Raw genomic sequence first — 16,326 nt, 5'->3', positions numbered from 1 at the left:
ATGAACACAAATCCGGCCGATAACGGGGAATTCGGGCAACGGGCAGCAACCCCCGGCCCGATCGTGCCGAAGACGGCCAGCGAGGCGTTGCGGCCCGAGGCCGGCACGCCGCCGCCGAAGCGCTCGCGTGCCTCGCGCAGCCAGTTCGTCGTGTTCATGAACTTCGTCATCTCTTCGGTGATGCTGATGGTTCTGGCGGCAGGCGTTGCGCTGTATTTCGGCAAGCAGGAATTCAACGAGCCGGGCCCGTCGGCCAATGGCGACACTTTCCTGGTCAAGCCGAATAGCGGCGTCCAGGAGATCGCCGACCAGCTTGAGCGGCGAGGGCTGATCAGCGACGCCCGCATCTTCCGCCTTGGCGTACGCGCCTTCGGCAATGATTCCGCCCTGAAGGCTGGCGAATACGAGATCAAGCCGCAGGCTTCGATGCACGATATCATGGAACTGCTGAAGAGCGGCAAGTCGGTGATGTATTCGCTGACCATCCCCGAGGGGCTGACGGTCGAGCAGGCACTGCAACGGATCGCTGAGCAGGACGCACTGGCCGGCGATATGCCGTCGACCACTCCACCCGAGGGCAGCCTCGCCACCGACACGCTGCGCTTCACCCGCGGCGCAACACGCCAGCAGATGGTCGACAAGCTTCTGGCCGACCAGAAAAGACTGGTCGACGAAGTCTGGCAGCGCCGAGCGCCGGATCTGCCGATCGCCAACATTGAGGATTTTGTCACCCTGGCCTCGATCGTCGAGAAGGAGACAGGTAAGGGCGATGAACGCTCGCGGGTAGCGGCCGTCTTCCTCAACCGGCTGGCCAAGGGTATGCGGCTGCAGTCGGACCCGACCATCATCTACGGCCTGTTCGGCGGCAAGGGCAAACCCATCGACCGCCCGATCTATCAGTCGGACATCCAGAAGCCGACGCCCTACAACACCTATCTGATCAACGGCTTGCCGCCGACGCCGATCGCCAATCCCGGCCGTGCGGCGCTGGAGGCAGTCGCCAATCCGTCGAAGACCAGCGATCTTTACTTCGTCGCCGACGGCAGCGGCGGCCACGTCTTTGCCGCGACGCTCGATGAGCATAACGAGAATGTCGCTCGCTACCGGGCACTGCTGAAAAAGCAGGCGCAGGACGCCGCCAAGGCCGGGGCAACCAATACCGGAGCCGACACGCCGGCGGGAGCCATCGTTGACGATGCGGGGGCTACCGCCGCCCAGTAGGGCCAGACGCCATCAGGTCGGCCCTGTGCATGTCCGGGTGGATGTGCAAGGGCTGCTATGGCATTGAAATTCACATGATCCTGTCCGGAGCAATCGTTCCGGCTTGAGGGGCATTCGGCAAGGGGACGCACGGCAACATGAACTTGCAGAGTATGACCGGTTTTGCGCGCAGTGTCGCCGAACACGAAGGCACTTCGATTGCCTGGGAAGCCAAGTCCGTCAACGGCAAGAGCGTCGAGGTCAGGCTGCGGCTGCCGCAAGGTTTCGACCGGCTGGAGCCGGCAGTCAGGCAGACGGTGCAAAAGCGTTTTGGGCGCGGTAATTTCCAGATGACGCTGACCATTGGCCGCGCCGCCGGCGCGCAAGCGCAACCCGTGGTCAACGAGGCTTTCCTGAAGGATCTGGCGGGGTTGGCCAAGCGGCTGCAGGAGCAGTTCGGAGTAGCGCCTGCGGCGGCCGACGGACTGCTTGCGCTGCGCGGCGTGCTCGACATTCCCGAAGCCATCGAAACCGAAGAGGCGCGCAGTGCGCTCGATACCGCGATATTGTCGGCGCTGGAAGCAGCACTGGACGGGCTGCAGCAGGCGCGCCAAGGCGAAGGTGCGGCGCTTCGTTCCCTGCTGTCCGGCCATATCGATGCCATCGAGGCGCTGACACTGCGGGCCGAGGCCGATCCATCACGCGAGCCGGCCACGATCCGCGAAAGGCTTGCAGAGCAGATCCGGCTGCTGATGGACGCATCAGCCAATCTGGATGCCAGCCGGCTGCATATGGAAGCGGCGTTCCTGGCCACCAAGGCCGACATACGCGAGGAGATCGACCGGCTGAAGACGCACGTGGCGTCGGGCCGGGCGCTGCTCGCCGGCGGTGGCGCCGTCGGCCGCAAGCTCGATTTCCTGGCGCAGGAATTCAACCGCGAATCGAATACGCTGTGTTCCAAGTCGAATGCTGCCGCGGTCACCGCCATCGGACTGGAACTGAAGGCGGTCGTCGACCAGTTTCGCGAACAGGTCCAGAATCTGGAATGATCCCGATGCCAAGCCACATGACTGCCAAGCCCCATGACCACTAGGGATGTGGGTTCCCGCATTCGGCGCCGCGGGCTGATGCTGGTGTTGTCGTCGCCCTCAGGCGCCGGCAAGTCGACGATCGCGCGCAACCTGCTGGAGAGCGATTCCAGCCTGGAATTGTCGGTCTCGGTCACCACGCGGCCACGCCGCGGCAGCGAGATCGAGGGTGTCCATTACCACTTCCGCACGATGCGCGAGTTCGAGCGGCTGCGCGATTCCGATGCGCTGCTCGAATGGGCGGAGGTGCACGGCAATTGCTACGCGACGCCGCGCGAGCCGGCCGAACAGGCGCTGGCAGAAGGCCGCGACATGCTGTTCGACATCGATTGGCAAGGCGCTCAGCAGCTCAAGGAGAAGATGCGCGCCGACATCGTCTCGATCTTCATCCTGCCGCCGTCGATGAAGGAATTGAAGGCGCGGCTGAAGCGTCGCGCCGAGGACCAGGAAGCGGTAATCGAGACGCGGCTCAAGAACGCCCGTAATGAGATCGAGCACTGGAAGGAATATGATTTCGTCATCGTCAACGACGATCTTGACCGCGCTTTCGCCGAGGTGCGCGGCATCGTCACGGCCGAACGGCTCAGACGCGATCGCCGGCCGGGCCTGTTCGATTTCGTCTCGGGGCTGCTCGATGAGAAGACGGATTGAGCACCTTTATCGTAAGCGTCCGGCCTGCGGCGTCTTTCGGGACGGTGGCGATCACACGAAGATAGTGTCCACTTGTCGGGATAATTGACATTTGCCGATGTTTGTTGACGAGAGAGACGCCCTCGTACCAGCGATCAACGTCGGGATAAAACGCGATAGAGAGTTGGCATGCCGATTGAATTATGGGCTTTTGACACACCGAATGGCCGAAAGATCAGCGTCGCGCTCGAGGCGATGGCTGCCCTACACGGTGAAGGTGGTCGACATCACGAAGGGCGAACAGCATGCCTCTGGGTTTCTGCGTATTAGCCCCAACAATCGCATCCCCGCCATCGTCGATCCCGCCGGACCGGACGGGTAGACCGATCAGCGTGTTCGAGTCGGGTGCCATCCTAATTTACCTAGGCCAGAAGACCGGCCACTTTTGGCCGTCCAGACTCAGCGCGCAAGTCCCTGTGTTGGAATGGCTGATGTGGCAGGTGGGTGGTTTCGGTCCGATGCCGGGCCAGGTGCACCACTTTCTTGGCGTGACCGACGACCAGGACCGCCGCTACGGACTGGCACGCTATAGCGCAGAGACCCGACGCCTGTACGGAGTCGCCGATCGGAGGCTGGCGGAGGTCGAGTATTTCTCGGGCGAGCTGTCGATCGCCGATTTTGCTATTCTCGGCTGGGCATGGCGGCACGAGCGGCATCAAGTCGATCTTGCCGAATTTCCGAATGTTGAGCGCTGGTATGGGACTATGATGGCACGGCCGGGGGTTCAACGCGGCTTTGCGGTATCGCTCTCCTGATGGAACGACACGAAGCTCGACGCTTCCGTGAATTCGCTCCTGTCTTCGACAATATTTTCGTCATATTGCGGCAGGTCGTCTGTAATGGTGAACCAAGGTGCCTTGGAGCCGACGAAAATGTGCGCGCTTGGGCGAATGTTTGGGTCGTCGACGAGGGTCCCCATAGCGATGTGGGCGAACGCGCCGTCACGACCAACCGCAAAAAGGAACGACCCGCATAGCTTGCATCGCTCGTCATGCCAGCTATTGCCGTCGACGATCTGGATTTTGTCCTCCCCACTCGTGATGCGCAATTTGACACGCTCTATGCCTGCGAGTGGCTTGAACGCTGCGCCGGTTGCGCGACGGCAGATCGAGCAATGGCAATTCACGGCAAATATGAACTCGTCCGTCACCTTATAGGTGACTGCACCGCACTGGCATGATCCACCTAGCGTGCGGGTGTTGGTCGGCTCCTGCAGCGTCACGACTGGCATTCCTCTGTGCGATCGAAGTTTACCAGATAGCACACTTTTATCGGACTTCAGGCGGGTAGTCGGGGCGACGCTTTGTCTGGGCGGGTGTCAAGTGTTCAATGATCTGTACAATGTCGGTCCGTCCGATCTGCGGATAGTGCTCTCGCATCCCCGTGACCTCTTGGGGCCATTCCGATTCTCTCCAAGGAACGCTGCCGCCTCGGACAGGCGCAGATCGGTGCAGCGCGTGACCCACACAATCGCGATCCTGCTGGCATCGCCGTCACAAACATAGCGCATATAGCCCGGCAAAATCGATATTTCGCGCCAGCGTATGGTGGATATTTTCTCGCCTGCCTCGATAAGTGGGAAAAGCCGAGCGACCACTCCAAGTTCCTGCATCACAGCCTCACACCGCATTCGTCAGCCGCACGAATTCCTCGACGCTGAGCGTCTCCGCACGCCTGGTCGGATCGATGCCGGCGCGGGTGAGCAGCGCCTCGCCGCCAAGGCTTTTCACGCTCTGCCGCAGCATTTTCCGGCGCTGGCCGAACGCCGCTTCGGTGACGCGGCTGAGCCGTTTCACCTCTGCCGGCAAGGGGCTGGCGCGTGGCACCAGATGCACAACCGAGGACGTCACCTTGGGTGGCGGCGTGAACGCCTGCGGCGGCACGTCGAAGGCAATCCTCGCCTCCGTCCGCCACCCTGCCAGCACGCCGAGCCGGCCATAGGCCTCGCTGCCGGGGCTGGCTGCAATGCGTTCGGCGACCTCGCGCTGGAACATCAGCGTCATCGATGTGTAGAAAGGCGGCCACTCGGTGACGGTCAGCCAACGGATCAGCAATTCGGTGCCGATATTGTAAGGCAGGTTGGCGACGATTTTCGCCGACCCGCTGCTTCCCGGCACTCCTTTGGCAAGCGCTGCAAAATCAGTTTTCAGCGCATCGCCGGCCACGATCTCGAGCCGACCCGGATAGTGGTTCGCGATCTCGGCCAAGGCCGCCAGGCAGCGCTCGTCGCGCTCGATCGCGACGACCCGCCGGGCGCCGTTGAGGAGCAGGGCCCTAGTCAGCCCGCCCGGACCGGGACCGACCTCGATAACCGTAACGTCGCTCAGGTCGCCGGCGGTCCGCGCAATCTTGCTTGTCAGGTTAAGGTCGAGCAGAAAATTCTGGCCGAGCGCCTTTTTCGCCTGCAGCCCATGGCGCTCGATCACCTCACGCAGCGGCGGCAGCCCGTCTATGCTCATCGGGCTGGGCTCATCGGGCTGGGCTCATTGGGTTAGGATCATCGGATTGGGCTCATTGGCCTGCAGTTTTTGTCCCAGTATCGGCAAGTAGGCGAGCGAGCTTCAGTGCGCCAATCAGACTGTCGGCGCGGGCGATGCCCTTGCCGGCGATGTCGAAGGCGGTGCCATGGTCGGGCGAGGTGCGGATGAAGGGCAGGCCGAGCGTGACGTTGACAGCCTCGTCAAACGCCAGCGCCTTGGCCGGGATCAGCGCCTGGTCGTGATACATGCAGAGCGCCACGTCGTAGCCGGCGCGGGCGCGAGCATGAAACAGCGTGTCGGCGGGCAATGGCCCGAAGGCGTCGATCCCTTCCTGCCTCAGCCTGTCGACCGCCGGGCGTACGATGCGCTCATCTTCGGTGCCCATCGCGCCGCCTTCGCCGGCGTGCGGGTTGAGGCCGGTAATGGCGAGCCGCGGCTTGGCAATTCCGAAGCGGTTTGCAAGGTCGGCGGCGGTGATGCGGCCGGTGGTGACGATCAGGTCGGTCGTCAGCGCCTTCGGCACCTCGGCCAGCGCGATGTGGATGGTGACCGGCACGGTGCGCAGGTCCGGTCCGGCAAGCAGCATCACCGGCGTCACCTCGGTACCGGTATGAAGCGATGCCAGATGCGCCAGATATTCGGTGTGGCCGGGAAAGCGAAAGCCGGCATCGTAGAGCGGCTTCTTGGCAATGGGGCAGGTGACGACCGCGGCAGCGCGGCCGGCCAGGCAGTCGGCGACGGCGCGGTCGATCGCCTCGACGATGCCGGCGGCGTTGGCTGGATCAGGGCGGCCGGGACTGTCGATGAAACGGGCGGCAAGCGCCACCACCGGCAGCGCGCGCGAAAACATCTCCGGCGCTAGCGCCGGCGTTGTCTCGGCCATCGCAATATCGGCGCCGAGCCTGTGCGCCCGCGCGGCAATCAGTGCCGGATCGGCAAGAAGATAGAAAGACGGAACGCCGGCGGTATCGCGGGCCTGCCAAGCGGCGATGGCGATGTCCGGCCCCACACCGGACGGATCGCCGACGCTCAGCGCCAGCGGAAGCTCTGCGTGAGGCACGGCTATCGCGACTTCAGCGCTCGATGATGCGGGCTTTCTTCCGCAACTCCTCGACATATTTCTTCGAGAGCTCGTCGGCGTTCTTGTCGCTCGAACCTTCATTCTGGAACACCATCTGCGCGACTTTGTCGTCTGACACCTCGCGCGACGAGCAGATGCCGATGAATTCGACGCCGCGGTCGGTTTCGCGCGTCGTGGTGGCGCCGCCAACCTTTGTAGCTTTTATCTGCTCGGCCCAGTCCAGCGGCAATTGCGGCGCCAGCACCCGGCCGAGATCGCGAACGGTGACATCCATCAGGCCCTTGGCGAATTCGCGCGTGGTGTTGCAGCCGTTGAAGCGGGCGCGCATGGCGTCGGCTTCGCGTTTGCGCTTGGCCAGCGTCGCGCTTCGCTCGGCGGCCGGCACCACGAAAATGACCTGCTGCAGCATGTACTCGGTGGCACTCGGTTTGCTACCGCCTTTCTCGAGCATGCGCTTGACGAGGTCCTGCTCGCTTATGGCGCCGCCGCCGTCGCTAGAACGGTGACGCGCGGTCAGCGCCTGGTTCCAGGCCATCTGCGCCCGGATAAACTCCTTGAAATGCTCCTTGGAGACGCCGGATTGCGCCATGGCGCCGTCAAGCTGCTTGAGCGGCATTTTGTTGCTCGTGGCGAAACGCTGATAAGCGGCATCGACCTGCGCGTCGCTGATGCGGATGCCGAGCCGCCTGGCTTCGGCCATGCGCAGCGTCTGGTCGATCATTTCCTGGCCGGCATCGCCCTTTTTGTGCTGCAGGCGCAGGAAAGCCGCGCGATGCTGGATGTCGCCGGTGGTGATCGGTATATTGTTGACGACGTATTTGATCTCGCTGGCGAAAACCGGCCGCGTCACTGCGGTGATCGAGACCGCCACCAGCAGCGCGAAGCCTGCCGAAAAGAGGTATTTCCTCATCGAAAGCATCCCAATTCCATCTCGATTCGGCCCAACCTGTCCCAGTTCAGGCCGCGGAAATTCGTGCCTGCTCTATGCGGCGAAACAATGTCGTCCGCCAGCCGCCCCGTTGCCGACTGCTGCTCCCGTTATTGGATGGTGTCGATGGAGCGTTGCGACGAGCCGAAATCGCCGAGCGTGCGGAACGACAGGTTGAAGCCGACGTTCTGCGATACTTCCTTGGTGTTCAGGTCACGTCTTTCCGAAAACGTCATCAAATAGGTAAAGCACGAATCGCTATAGGCAAAGCCGACCCCGTCCTTGACCAGGATGCTCTGCTCCAGATCATACGTGCCGGTGCCAAAGACGCGCCAATTCTCAGCAAGATGCGTCGAGGCGCCGAGCGTAATCTCATGGCGATCCGTGGAGAAGCCATAGAGCGGCTGCGCCTGGATGAAGGCGTATTTGGCGCTCAGCGATACGGGCAGGCCTGAAAAGGCGGCCTTTACCTCAGCGCGGCGGACCTCGAAGCTTTGCTCGTCGAAACGGCCGCTGACCGAGCCGGAAAATCCGCTGGGGCTATTGAAGCCGACAAGGCCGACATAGTCGGAGGTTGCGGTTTCAAGACCCGAATAGGCGCCGACATTGACCAGATCCGGCGTGCCGAACGAGTTCTGGCCGCCGAGTTGGTAGGATTGGCCGAACACCGCATTGGTGCTCCAGCCATTGTCGTACGCGCCGGAATAGCGCAGCCCGACATTGGCGCGCGTGCCGCCTTCCATGCGGTCATAGCCGGAGAATTTGTCGCGCTCGAACAGCGTCGTGGCGTCGAAGACGAAGCTCTGGGCGTCCTCGTTGGGGACCGCCAGCCCGCCGACATATTGCTCGTTCGGACGCATGAACACTTGTGCCATCGGTTCGAAGACATGGCTGGAACTGGTCATCGAGAACAGTACCGGCCAGCGCATCTCAAGGCCGGCGGTCGCCATGTAGCGGGCAAGCGACGAACGCATGTCGTCGTCAACGCCGAGATTGGTCGCCATCTGGTTGACGGCGTCGAGCGAGGCCGAGGAGGCGTTGACATAGCCGGCGTCGCCGCGCAGCGCCAGCAGCGGCGTCAGCAGCAGCCCGCCATCGGTGGTGAAGGTGCGCTTCCATTCGGCCTCAGCGGTAACGCGGCCGGATTGACCGTCGATGCCGCGGACGTTGTTGACGGACGAAGGGATGCCCGAATCTGCAAGAGCCGTATCGAGCCTGTCGCGGTCTATGATCCGCGCGTTGACGTCGAACGACAGCTGCCCGCCGGCCACCGGCATGTCGGGGATATAGGCGTAGTCGAGCGAGGGCAGCACCCAGGGCTGCTTGGCGGCGCGGGCGGTCGGATCGCTAGCGAGGGTGTCTTCTTGAACGTCGAAGTGCATGGCGCGCACATCGAAATAATTGCGATCGTTGAGCCCCGTCAGGTACACCTCGGAGCGGTGTACGCTATCGTTGAAGCCGTCGATATCGTAGGTGCGCGAGAAACTCTTGTCGCTCTGCAGCAGGATGTCCCAGCCGAAGTCCCAGCGCGGGTTGATGGCGAACTGGCCTTGGGTGCCCATCATGCCGCGGAACCTGTTCGGATCGCCCTCGGTACCCGAACTGACGTTGTGGCCATTGTCGTCGATGAAGGCGTCGGGATTCTCTTGACGGATGCCCGCAATCTTCAGGCTGTACTGACCGTTGTTGAAGCGCTGCCTCCACTCGGCCTCACCGAGGAAACCCTGTCTGGTATAGCCGCTGCCGGTGACAGTTAGATCGTAGGTCGGCGAGAGCGCGAAATAATAGGGAACTCTAACACCGACGCCGAGATCGCTCTTGTAGGCGACGCCGGGGATCAGGAAGCCGCTCTTGCGCTTGACCGTCGGGTCGGCGATCTCGAAAGCCGGCAGATAGGCCAGTGGAAAGCCGAAGAACTCGAAATTCGAATTCTCGAAGCGAACCGTCTTCTTCTCGCCGTTCCAGATGATCTTCCTGGCCTTGATACGCCAGGTCGGCGCTTTGTCGGGCTTGTCCTCGCACGGCTCGCAGGCGGTGTAGACGCCATTGTGGAACGTCGTCAGCACGCCGCCCATGCGCTCCGCGCTTTCGGCGGCGAAATACGCCTTGTCGACGGTCTCGACACGCAGCGCGTTGACGAAGCCGTCGGCGAAATCGTCGGTGATGTCGGCATGCTGCGAATAGATTTTGGTGCCGTCGCTGTTGACGAGCTCGACATTGCCGCTGGCGACGAGGCGTTTGGTGTTGCGGTTGTATTCGACCCGCTGGGCGACGAGACGGTTGCCGCCATAGTCGATCTGGACGCCGCCGACGGCCGTCACAGTCTGCTTGTCGTTGTCGTAGACCAGCGTATCGGCTGCCAGCAGCATCTGTGTGCCGCTCGGAACCTTCGTTGCCAGCTCACTGACGTCCTGGGCGAAAACCGGAGCAACCGGGGCAGCGCCGGCAAGCAGGCATGCCAAGGCGCTCGCCGCAGAGAGGCGTGCCAAACCGGCGTGCCTATGGCTGCGCAAAACCGCCTCCCTCACTAGCCGTCTTCCTTGTATAGCAGGAATGTCACCCCGAAGAACATAGCCACGACAACCGGGACCCAAGCCGCTACGGCAGTGGGTACGAATCCCGCTACGCCGAATGCCTTGACCAGCACCGAAACGACATAAAGCAGAAAGCCGGCCACGATGCCACCCAGAATCATCGTCGCCGACTGCCCCATCCTCGCAAATCGCATTGATACCGTTGCCGCAATCAGCGTCATCGCGACGAGCAGGAAGGGCAGCGCAATCAGGGAATCGAACTGCATGGCGAAGGCATTTGCCTTGAGGCCGAAGGAGCGGGCCACCTCGATCTTGCCGGGCAGATCGTAGAAGGGGATGGTCTCAGGGCGCGCCAACCGCTCTTGCACGAATTCCGGCTTGAGATCGGTCGGCAGCCGATCGCTGGGTAACGACTGGATGGTGCCGTCCCGGAACACCTTGACGTCCCGCAATTCCCAGTAGCCGTCCCGCAAAAAGGCGTGCGCGGCATCCTTGCGCTCGATGATGTCGCCTTGCGGGCTGAAACTGAAGAAGACCGCGTCGGCCATCTCCAGGCCTTGATTGAGAATGGCGCGCGCGCCGATGATGGTATCGCCGGAGCTGGTTTTCTGCCTGATCCAGGGCGCGGCGTCGGCCGAGACGGTGTTCGACTTGCCCGAACGGAGCTGGGTCTCGATCTGCTCGGACCAGGAATAGGCGTGCGCGGCTATCGGATTGATGACGCCAACCGACAAGGCCCCAAACAGCAGCGCCCCGATGCAGCACGGCAGCAGGAACTGCCATGCGGAAACCCCGGCGGAACGGGCGATGACCAATTCATATTTGCGGTTGAGCGACACCAGGGTCGCCATCGCCGAGAACAGGCCGACGAACGGCACCGTCTGCAGCATGATCATCGGCATCCGGAGCCCCGAAATGGCGAACGCAGTTGCGTAGGTGAAGCCCGGCACGCCGGTCGTGCGGCCGGAAAGCTCGGTGAAATCGATCAGGAACACCAGCGCCAAAAGGCCGATGAAGAACCAGATGGTGATCGTCACATAGCGAAAGAAGAAGTACCGACCCAGAGTCCAGCCCATCAGCCGGCTCCCTGTCCGGATGCGCCACGCCGGGCAAAGCGGAGCTTGACGGCGCTCCAGCCGTCATTGAAGCGGCCGGCAAGATTGGTTATCCAATCGGCCCAAGCAACCGGCAGTTCCATCGTCCGGTTGGAAACGATGAACCAGATAGCGATCGCCGATGCCACGATCGGGACGCCGTAGACCATATAGGCATATTGCGGCACCTTGTCGGCCTTGCCGGCGGCAAAGAACCCGAGCCAGCGCACGAACAGCGCGATCGCGATTGCCGTGATCAGCGGGTGCACGCGCGCCTCGCGATGCGAGCGCGCATCTCCGGCGACCGCAAGCGCGATCAGCGCAAAGACGAGCGAATAGGACCACTCGGAAAAACGCTGGTTGAGCTCGGCCAGGTACCTGTTCGGCTTTTGCTGGTACATCTTGTCGTTCGGACTGGGATTGAGCAGGTACTGGGTCGTCCGGTCCTTCGGCAAAAGCAGAATGTCAGATGACGCCGACAAGAAAGCGGACAAGTCGAAGGCGTAGGAGGTGAACCGGATTACCGAGAGGTCGCCGGTCATGGTTTTGCGATGGATGACGCCGTCATTCATCATCAGCACCTTCTCGTCGCCGCGTTCGATGATGCTGCCGGTCTTGGCATAATAGATGAGATTGACGCCTTCTTCGCGCGAGTCGGCGACGAAGATGCCGCCGAGGCGATTGTCGGGAAGCCGTTCGCCAACCTGCAGGAACAGGCCATCATCGATCTTGCGGAAGGTGCCTTCCTGGATGATCAACGACAACAGATCGGCACGCGACGAAGCAATCAACTCGCGGTTCTTCTGGCGTGCGTAAGGGTCGACGCCATTGTCGACAGCAAACGAAAAAACGCTGGCTGCGAGTGCCAGAAGCATGATCGGCCTGACGATGGTCCAGCGTGAAGCGCCGGCGGCATTGATGACGGCCAGCTCCGAATCCGAATTCATCACGCTGAGGATCTGCGCGACCGCGACGACTAGGGCGAACGGCACGACGATCGGAACGATCGACGGGACGATCAGCGCTGCGACTTCGAAGAAGGTGAGGGCCGACTGACCGCTATCGGTGACGAGGTCGATGCGGGCGAGCACCTGAGTCGTCCAGACGATCGCCAGCGTCCAAACGAGCGCCAGCGCGAATACCGCGAAAGCACGGCGCATGATGTAACGTTCAACGACCTTCATGAAGGCTTTTCTCGGCGGTTTCGAACGGCATCATGCCTTGGAATAAGGTAGTCGTCCGGCGCCGGCTGCACAACTGGCTCAGTTTGGCGGTTCGATCTGGGTTCTGTCCCGTATCGCAAATTCCGCTGGGCCGGAGTGTCGGCGGCAATGGATAAGAAAGGGCGAACATTGTTGGTTAACAACAGGTTGCGGCGGGAAGCGGGGCCGTGCCGCGACGAATCGTGGATGGTTCAATGTCGCATATGGGAGCGATTTCGGCCAAAGTCTTGTCAAATGCGGCAAAACGACCAAATGTCGCGCCGATCGCCGCCGCGGCGGCGTGATAAGACGGGTCAGGATCTGTTGAGCCCCAGCATGGAAGCGGAAAAATTGCGCAGTCAAACCGGTTGGGAAGCGGTCTTTGATGGCGCGATTGTGATCGGCGCCGGCGCGGCCGGCCTTGCCGCCGCCCACGCCCTGATGAAGGCCGGCGTACCGACGCTCGTCCTGGAAAAGGAGAGCCGGCTTGCCGAGCCCTGGCATCGGCGGCACCAACGTCTGCACCTCAACACGCATCGCGATCTCTCGACGCTGCCCGGCATCGGCTATCCCGCAGGCACCCCGGCCTTCCCGCACAGAACCGCCGTCATTCGCCATCTGAACGATTTCAGCCAAGTGCACCGGCTGCCTGTCACATTCGGCGTTGCCGTCGAAGAGATCACGTTCGATGGCGATCACTGGACCGTACAGACCAATTCCGGATCCCGTCCGGCGCGCCATGTCGTCGTCGCCACCGGGCGCGACCGGCAGCCGTTTATTCCCGCATGGAAAGGCATGAAGGATTTTGCCGGCCGGATCGTCCATTCGGCAGATTTTGGCGAGGCGAAAGACTATGCCGGCAAAAAGGTGCTGGTGGTCGGTGCCGGCAATTCGGGTTTCGACGTCCTCAATCATCTTGCGGATGCAGACGCCGAAAGCATCTGGCTGTCGGCCCGCAATGGTCCGTCATTGCTGCCGAAACGCATCTGCAAGATCGCCGTCCACAGGCTTTCGCCTTTCATGGCGCGCTTGCCGGTACGGATTGCCGATGCGGTGATGGCGACAACCCAGCGCCTGGTTTTCGGCGACCTGACGAAATTCGGGCTTCCGCCGGCCTCCATAGGAGGTGCGAGCCGTCTGAGCGCCGACTACACCGCGATCGCAGCCGATGACGGCGCGGTTCGCGCCATCAAGGCAGGCATGATCGTGGTGGTGCCGCCATTGCGAGAATTTACTCGCGACGGCATCATATTGAACGACGGCAGGTTTATCACGCCCGATATCGTCATCTCAGCGACCGGCTACCGGACCGGGCTGGAGCAGATGGTCGGCAAGCTCGGCGTTCTCGACGGCAAGGGCGTTCCGCTTTTCAACGGCGGCGAAGCCGACCCGCGATTGCCCGGTCTGTGGTTTACCGGCATGCGGCCGAGCATTCGCGGTTGTTTCGCCAATGCCCGCATTCAGGCTAGGGCGATAGCGGCGCGGATTGTCAAGCAGCGATAATGAGCAGGACTATGCCGACTGTCCGCCCCGCAATAGATACGCCTTGTTGGAACGTTCTCGAACCGAAAGGTCAATGATCATGACGCCAGTCAGCATTCGCTACATGGTCGATGATGTCGCCGCCTCGATCGACTTTTATTGCGGACATCTGGGCTTCACCGTCCAACAGGACGCGCGACCGGCTTTTGCCTCCGTCACGCGCGGCGCGTTACGGCTCCTTCTAAGCGGACCCGGCAGTTCGGGTGCACGGGCGATGCCCGACGGCCGGCAGCCGGTGCCGGGAGGCTGGAACCGCATCCTGCTGGTGGTGCCGGACCTGAAAGAAGAGGTTGCGCGTCTCAAGAGTGCTGGACTTGTCTTTCGCAACGATATCATAACGGGCGTCGGCGGTTCCCAGACCCTGCTCGAAGACCCATCCGGCAATGTCATCGAGCTGTTTCAACCCGCCGCTCACTGACGCAACAACACGGCATCTTAGGTCCGATCTGCCCAATCGAACGCCTCTCCCGACAATCCAACGCATTTCCCCGAAAGCAGGACATGATGAATTCGAGACCCTCGATCGCCTTCGCCAAATTCGCCGCGCCCAAAAAGGGCAGCGTTTTCGTTCTGGCGGCCGACGAGGGCGGCCTCGGTGATGCCGTCAGGGCCTGCGATCCGGCAAAGACCCTCGAGCGGGCCTTTCCCGTCGCCGACTTCACCGGCAAATTCGCCAGCCAGGTCGAAGTGCTGGCACCGGAAGGGACGTCGCTCGAGCGGCTGGTGGCGGTCGGCGCCGGCAAGGGCTCCAATCTCGATGACTACGCCTGGCTGAAGCTCGGCGGCACGATTGCCGCATCCTTTCGCAAGGCAACCGAAGTGGCCGTCGTGCTCGATCTTCCCGGCGCCGCCGTCAGCGGCAGGCAAGCCGTTCAGCTTGCCGCGGGCATCCTGCTGCGCAGCTATTCCTTCGACAAGTACAAGACCAAAAAGGACAATGGTGACGGCAAGCGTGAGCCAAAAAAGCCGGTAAAGGTGACCATTCACACGGCCGATCCGGCGGCCGCAAAGAAGGCCTTTGCCGATGAAGCGGCGGTGATCGACGGCGTCTTGCTGGCGCGCGATTTGGTCAATGAACCGGCCAATGTGTTGGGACCGGTGGAATTCGCCGCCCGCATCGCCCAACTGGAGGCGCTCGGCGTCACGGTCGAGATCCTGGCCGAGAAGGAGATGAAGAAGCTCGGCATGGGTTCGCTGCTGGGCGTAGCGCAGGGCTCGCCGCGTGGCGCCCGCATCGCCGTCATGCGGTGGGACGGCGGCAAGGCCAAGGAAAGCCCGGTCGCCTTCGTCGGCAAGGGAGTCACCTTCGACACCGGCGGCAATTCGATCAAACCGGCCTCCGGTATGGAGGACATGAAGGGCGACATGGGCGGCGCTGCTGCCGTCACCGGGCTGATGCACGCGCTGGCCGCGCGCAAGGCGAAGGTCAATGTCGTGGGCATTGTCGGGCTGGTCGAAAACGCCGTCGACGGCCACGCTCAACGACCGGGCGACATCGTCACCTCGATGTCTGGCCAGACCATCGAAGTGCTCAACACCGACGCCGAGGGCCGCCTCGTGCTGGCCGATGCGCTGTGGTACTGCAACGACCGCTTCCAGCCGAAATTCATGATCAATCTGGCGACGCTGACCGGCGCCATCATGGTCGCGCTCGGCCAGCATTATGCCGGCCTGTTCTCTAATAATGACGAGCTGGCGGACCGGCTGACGGCGGCCGGTCAGGCGACGCAGGAGCGGTTGTGGCGCATGCCGCTCGGCGCCGAATACGACAAGCTGATCGAGTCCAAGAATGCCGACATGAAGAATATTGGCGGCCGTTATGGCGGCGCCATCATCGCCGCGCAGTTCCTGCAGCGCTTCGTCAAGGACACGCCCTGGGCGCATCTCGACATTGCCGGCACCGCGATGGGCTCGCCCTCCAACGAGATCAACCAGTCATGGGCTTCCGGATTCGGCGTCAGATTGCTCGACCGATTGGTGCGCGATCATTACGAGCAATGAGCGGCGCGCTAAATGATTTAGACTGAAGTCATGGCCGAAATCCTGTTCTATCACCTGACCGAATCGACCCTGGAGGACGCGCTGCCCGGCCTCCTGGAGCGCAGCATCGATCGCGGCTGGCGCGCCGTGGTGCAGACCGGCACCGAGGAACGGCGCGACGCGCTGGACCAGCATCTGTGGACTTTCCGGGACGATTCGTTCCTGGCCCATGCAACGGACCGCGAAGCCCATCCCGCCGAGCAGCCGGTGCTTCTGACCGTCGGACCTGACAATCCGAACCAGGCGCAGATACGCTTCCTGGTCGATGGCGCGGTGCCGCCGGAGCTTGGCGGCTACCAGCGCGCCGTGTTCCTGTTCGACGGCCACGATGCAGCCCAGCTAGAGGCGGCACGCACGCACTGGAAGACAATGAAGGAGGCCGGCCACACCGTGACCTACTGGCAGCAAACACCGGACCGGCGCTGGGAACGCAAGGCTTAGAAGACC

At 62.4% G+C, this 16,326-nt stretch carries 14 protein-coding genes and 1 pseudogene; 8 read left to right on the top strand and 7 right to left on the bottom strand.

The genetic code is table 11. The features are described from left to right. The 4 genes and pseudogenes from mltG to NKH29_RS22900 all read left to right on the top strand — a co-directional run bounded on the left by mltG (position 1) and on the right by NKH29_RS22900 (position 3,733). Positions 1-1,221 (top strand): endolytic transglycosylase MltG, encoded by a 1,221-nt coding sequence (mltG, locus tag NKH29_RS22915; RefSeq protein ID WP_023719824.1) that lies wholly within the window; start codon positions 1-3, stop codon positions 1,219-1,221. A 137-nt stretch (positions 1,222-1,358) separates the two neighbouring features. After that, a complete protein-coding gene (locus NKH29_RS22910; protein ID WP_023719823.1) occupies positions 1,359-2,249 on the top strand; it encodes a YicC/YloC family endoribonuclease in 891 nt (296 codons plus the stop codon). Between the two features lie 33 nt (positions 2,250-2,282). Then, entirely contained in the window at positions 2,283-2,939 is a 657-nt protein-coding gene (gmk, locus tag NKH29_RS22905) for a guanylate kinase (RefSeq protein ID WP_023719822.1), read from the top strand. A 168-nt stretch (positions 2,940-3,107) separates the two neighbouring features. Then, positions 3,108-3,733 (top strand): annotated as a pseudogene (locus tag NKH29_RS22900) (glutathione S-transferase family protein). On the opposite strand, the gene NKH29_RS22895 reads toward NKH29_RS22900, so the two are convergent. The 7 genes from NKH29_RS22895 to lptF all read right to left on the bottom strand — a co-directional run bounded on the left by NKH29_RS22895 (position 3,703) and on the right by lptF (position 12,279). Beyond that, positions 3,703-4,200, bottom strand: a complete 498-nt coding sequence (locus NKH29_RS22895; protein ID WP_353000626.1) for a GFA family protein — start codon at positions 4,198-4,200, stop codon at positions 3,703-3,705. The pseudogene NKH29_RS22900 and the gene NKH29_RS22895 overlap by 31 nt on opposite strands. 397 nt (positions 4,201-4,597) lie before the next feature. Further along, positions 4,598-5,437 carry a 16S rRNA (adenine(1518)-N(6)/adenine(1519)-N(6))-dimethyltransferase RsmA gene (rsmA, locus tag NKH29_RS22890; RefSeq protein ID WP_023719819.1) on the bottom strand — a complete coding sequence of 280 codons (840 nt, stop codon included), beginning with the start codon at positions 5,435-5,437 and terminating at the stop codon, positions 4,598-4,600. Between the two features lie 52 nt (positions 5,438-5,489). Next, a complete protein-coding gene (pdxA, locus tag NKH29_RS22885) occupies positions 5,490-6,518 on the bottom strand; it encodes a 4-hydroxythreonine-4-phosphate dehydrogenase PdxA (RefSeq protein WP_352494875.1) in 1,029 nt (342 codons plus the stop codon). Between the two features lie 13 nt (positions 6,519-6,531). Continuing rightward, positions 6,532-7,458: a peptidylprolyl isomerase gene (locus tag NKH29_RS22880; protein WP_023719817.1), complete on the bottom strand. Its 927-nt coding sequence runs from the start codon at positions 7,456-7,458 to the stop codon at positions 6,532-6,534. Positions 7,459-7,577: 119 nt separating this feature from the next. Then, positions 7,578-9,995, bottom strand: a complete 2,418-nt coding sequence (locus NKH29_RS22875) for an LPS-assembly protein LptD (protein ID WP_352494876.1) — start codon at positions 9,993-9,995, stop codon at positions 7,578-7,580. Further along, on the bottom strand, positions 9,995-11,080 hold the full coding sequence (gene lptG / locus NKH29_RS22870; RefSeq protein WP_023719815.1) for an LPS export ABC transporter permease LptG: 1,086 nt from the start codon (positions 11,078-11,080) through the stop codon (positions 9,995-9,997). Before lptG ends, NKH29_RS22875 begins: the two co-directional genes overlap by 1 nt. Further along, positions 11,077-12,279, bottom strand: coding sequence for an LPS export ABC transporter permease LptF (gene lptF / locus NKH29_RS22865; RefSeq protein ID WP_352494877.1), 1,203 nt, complete (start codon positions 12,277-12,279; stop codon positions 11,077-11,079). The genes lptG and lptF overlap by 4 nt, the downstream gene beginning before the upstream one ends. A gap of 354 nt (positions 12,280-12,633) precedes the next feature. On the opposite strand from lptF, the gene NKH29_RS22860 reads away from it, so the two are divergent. The 4 genes from NKH29_RS22860 to NKH29_RS22845 all read left to right on the top strand — a co-directional run bounded on the left by NKH29_RS22860 (position 12,634) and on the right by NKH29_RS22845 (position 16,320). Continuing rightward, entirely contained in the window at positions 12,634-13,800 is a 1,167-nt protein-coding gene (locus NKH29_RS22860; RefSeq protein ID WP_023719813.1) for a flavin-containing monooxygenase, read from the top strand. Between the two features lie 73 nt (positions 13,801-13,873). Then, entirely contained in the window at positions 13,874-14,257 is a 384-nt protein-coding gene (locus tag NKH29_RS22855; RefSeq protein ID WP_031194238.1) for a VOC family protein, read from the top strand. Between the two features lie 86 nt (positions 14,258-14,343). Next, entirely contained in the window at positions 14,344-15,840 is a 1,497-nt protein-coding gene (locus tag NKH29_RS22850) for a leucyl aminopeptidase (protein ID WP_023719811.1), read from the top strand. Between the two features lie 30 nt (positions 15,841-15,870). Next, positions 15,871-16,320 carry a DNA polymerase III subunit chi gene (locus tag NKH29_RS22845; RefSeq protein WP_023719810.1) on the top strand — a complete coding sequence of 150 codons (450 nt, stop codon included), beginning with the start codon at positions 15,871-15,873 and terminating at the stop codon, positions 16,318-16,320. Positions 16,321-16,326: the final 6 nt, after the last annotated feature.

The organism is Mesorhizobium sp. M1295, assembly GCF_040318135.1.
Classification (GTDB): Bacteria; Pseudomonadota; Alphaproteobacteria; order Rhizobiales; family Rhizobiaceae; genus Mesorhizobium.
The sequence above is the reverse complement of the archived record's forward strand: the minus strand, read 5'-3'. Positions and strand labels throughout refer to the sequence as shown.

What these genes read in the sequence shown, in the direction of transcription:
- NKH29_RS22880 (WP_023719817.1), bottom strand. Translation starts at nt 7,458, where the DNA reads ATGCTTTCGATGAGGAAATACCTCTTTTCGGCAGGCTTCGCGCTGCTG.
- gmk (WP_023719822.1), top strand. Translation starts at nt 2,283, where the DNA reads ATGACCACTAGGGATGTGGGTTCCCGCATTCGGCGCCGCGGGCTGATG.
- NKH29_RS22850 (WP_023719811.1), top strand. Translation starts at nt 14,344, where the DNA reads ATGAATTCGAGACCCTCGATCGCCTTCGCCAAATTCGCCGCGCCCAAA.
- rsmA (WP_023719819.1), bottom strand. Translation starts at nt 5,437, where the DNA reads ATGAGCATAGACGGGCTGCCGCCGCTGCGTGAGGTGATCGAGCGCCAT.
- lptF (WP_352494877.1), bottom strand. Translation starts at nt 12,279, where the DNA reads ATGAAGGTCGTTGAACGTTACATCATGCGCCGTGCTTTCGCGGTATTC.
- NKH29_RS22845 (WP_023719810.1), top strand. Translation starts at nt 15,871, where the DNA reads ATGGCCGAAATCCTGTTCTATCACCTGACCGAATCGACCCTGGAGGAC.
- NKH29_RS22855 (WP_031194238.1), top strand. Translation starts at nt 13,874, where the DNA reads ATGATCATGACGCCAGTCAGCATTCGCTACATGGTCGATGATGTCGCC.
- NKH29_RS22910 (WP_023719823.1), top strand. Translation starts at nt 1,359, where the DNA reads ATGAACTTGCAGAGTATGACCGGTTTTGCGCGCAGTGTCGCCGAACAC.
- NKH29_RS22860 (WP_023719813.1), top strand. Translation starts at nt 12,634, where the DNA reads ATGGAAGCGGAAAAATTGCGCAGTCAAACCGGTTGGGAAGCGGTCTTT.
- mltG (WP_023719824.1), top strand. Translation starts at nt 1, where the DNA reads ATGAACACAAATCCGGCCGATAACGGGGAATTCGGGCAACGGGCAGCA.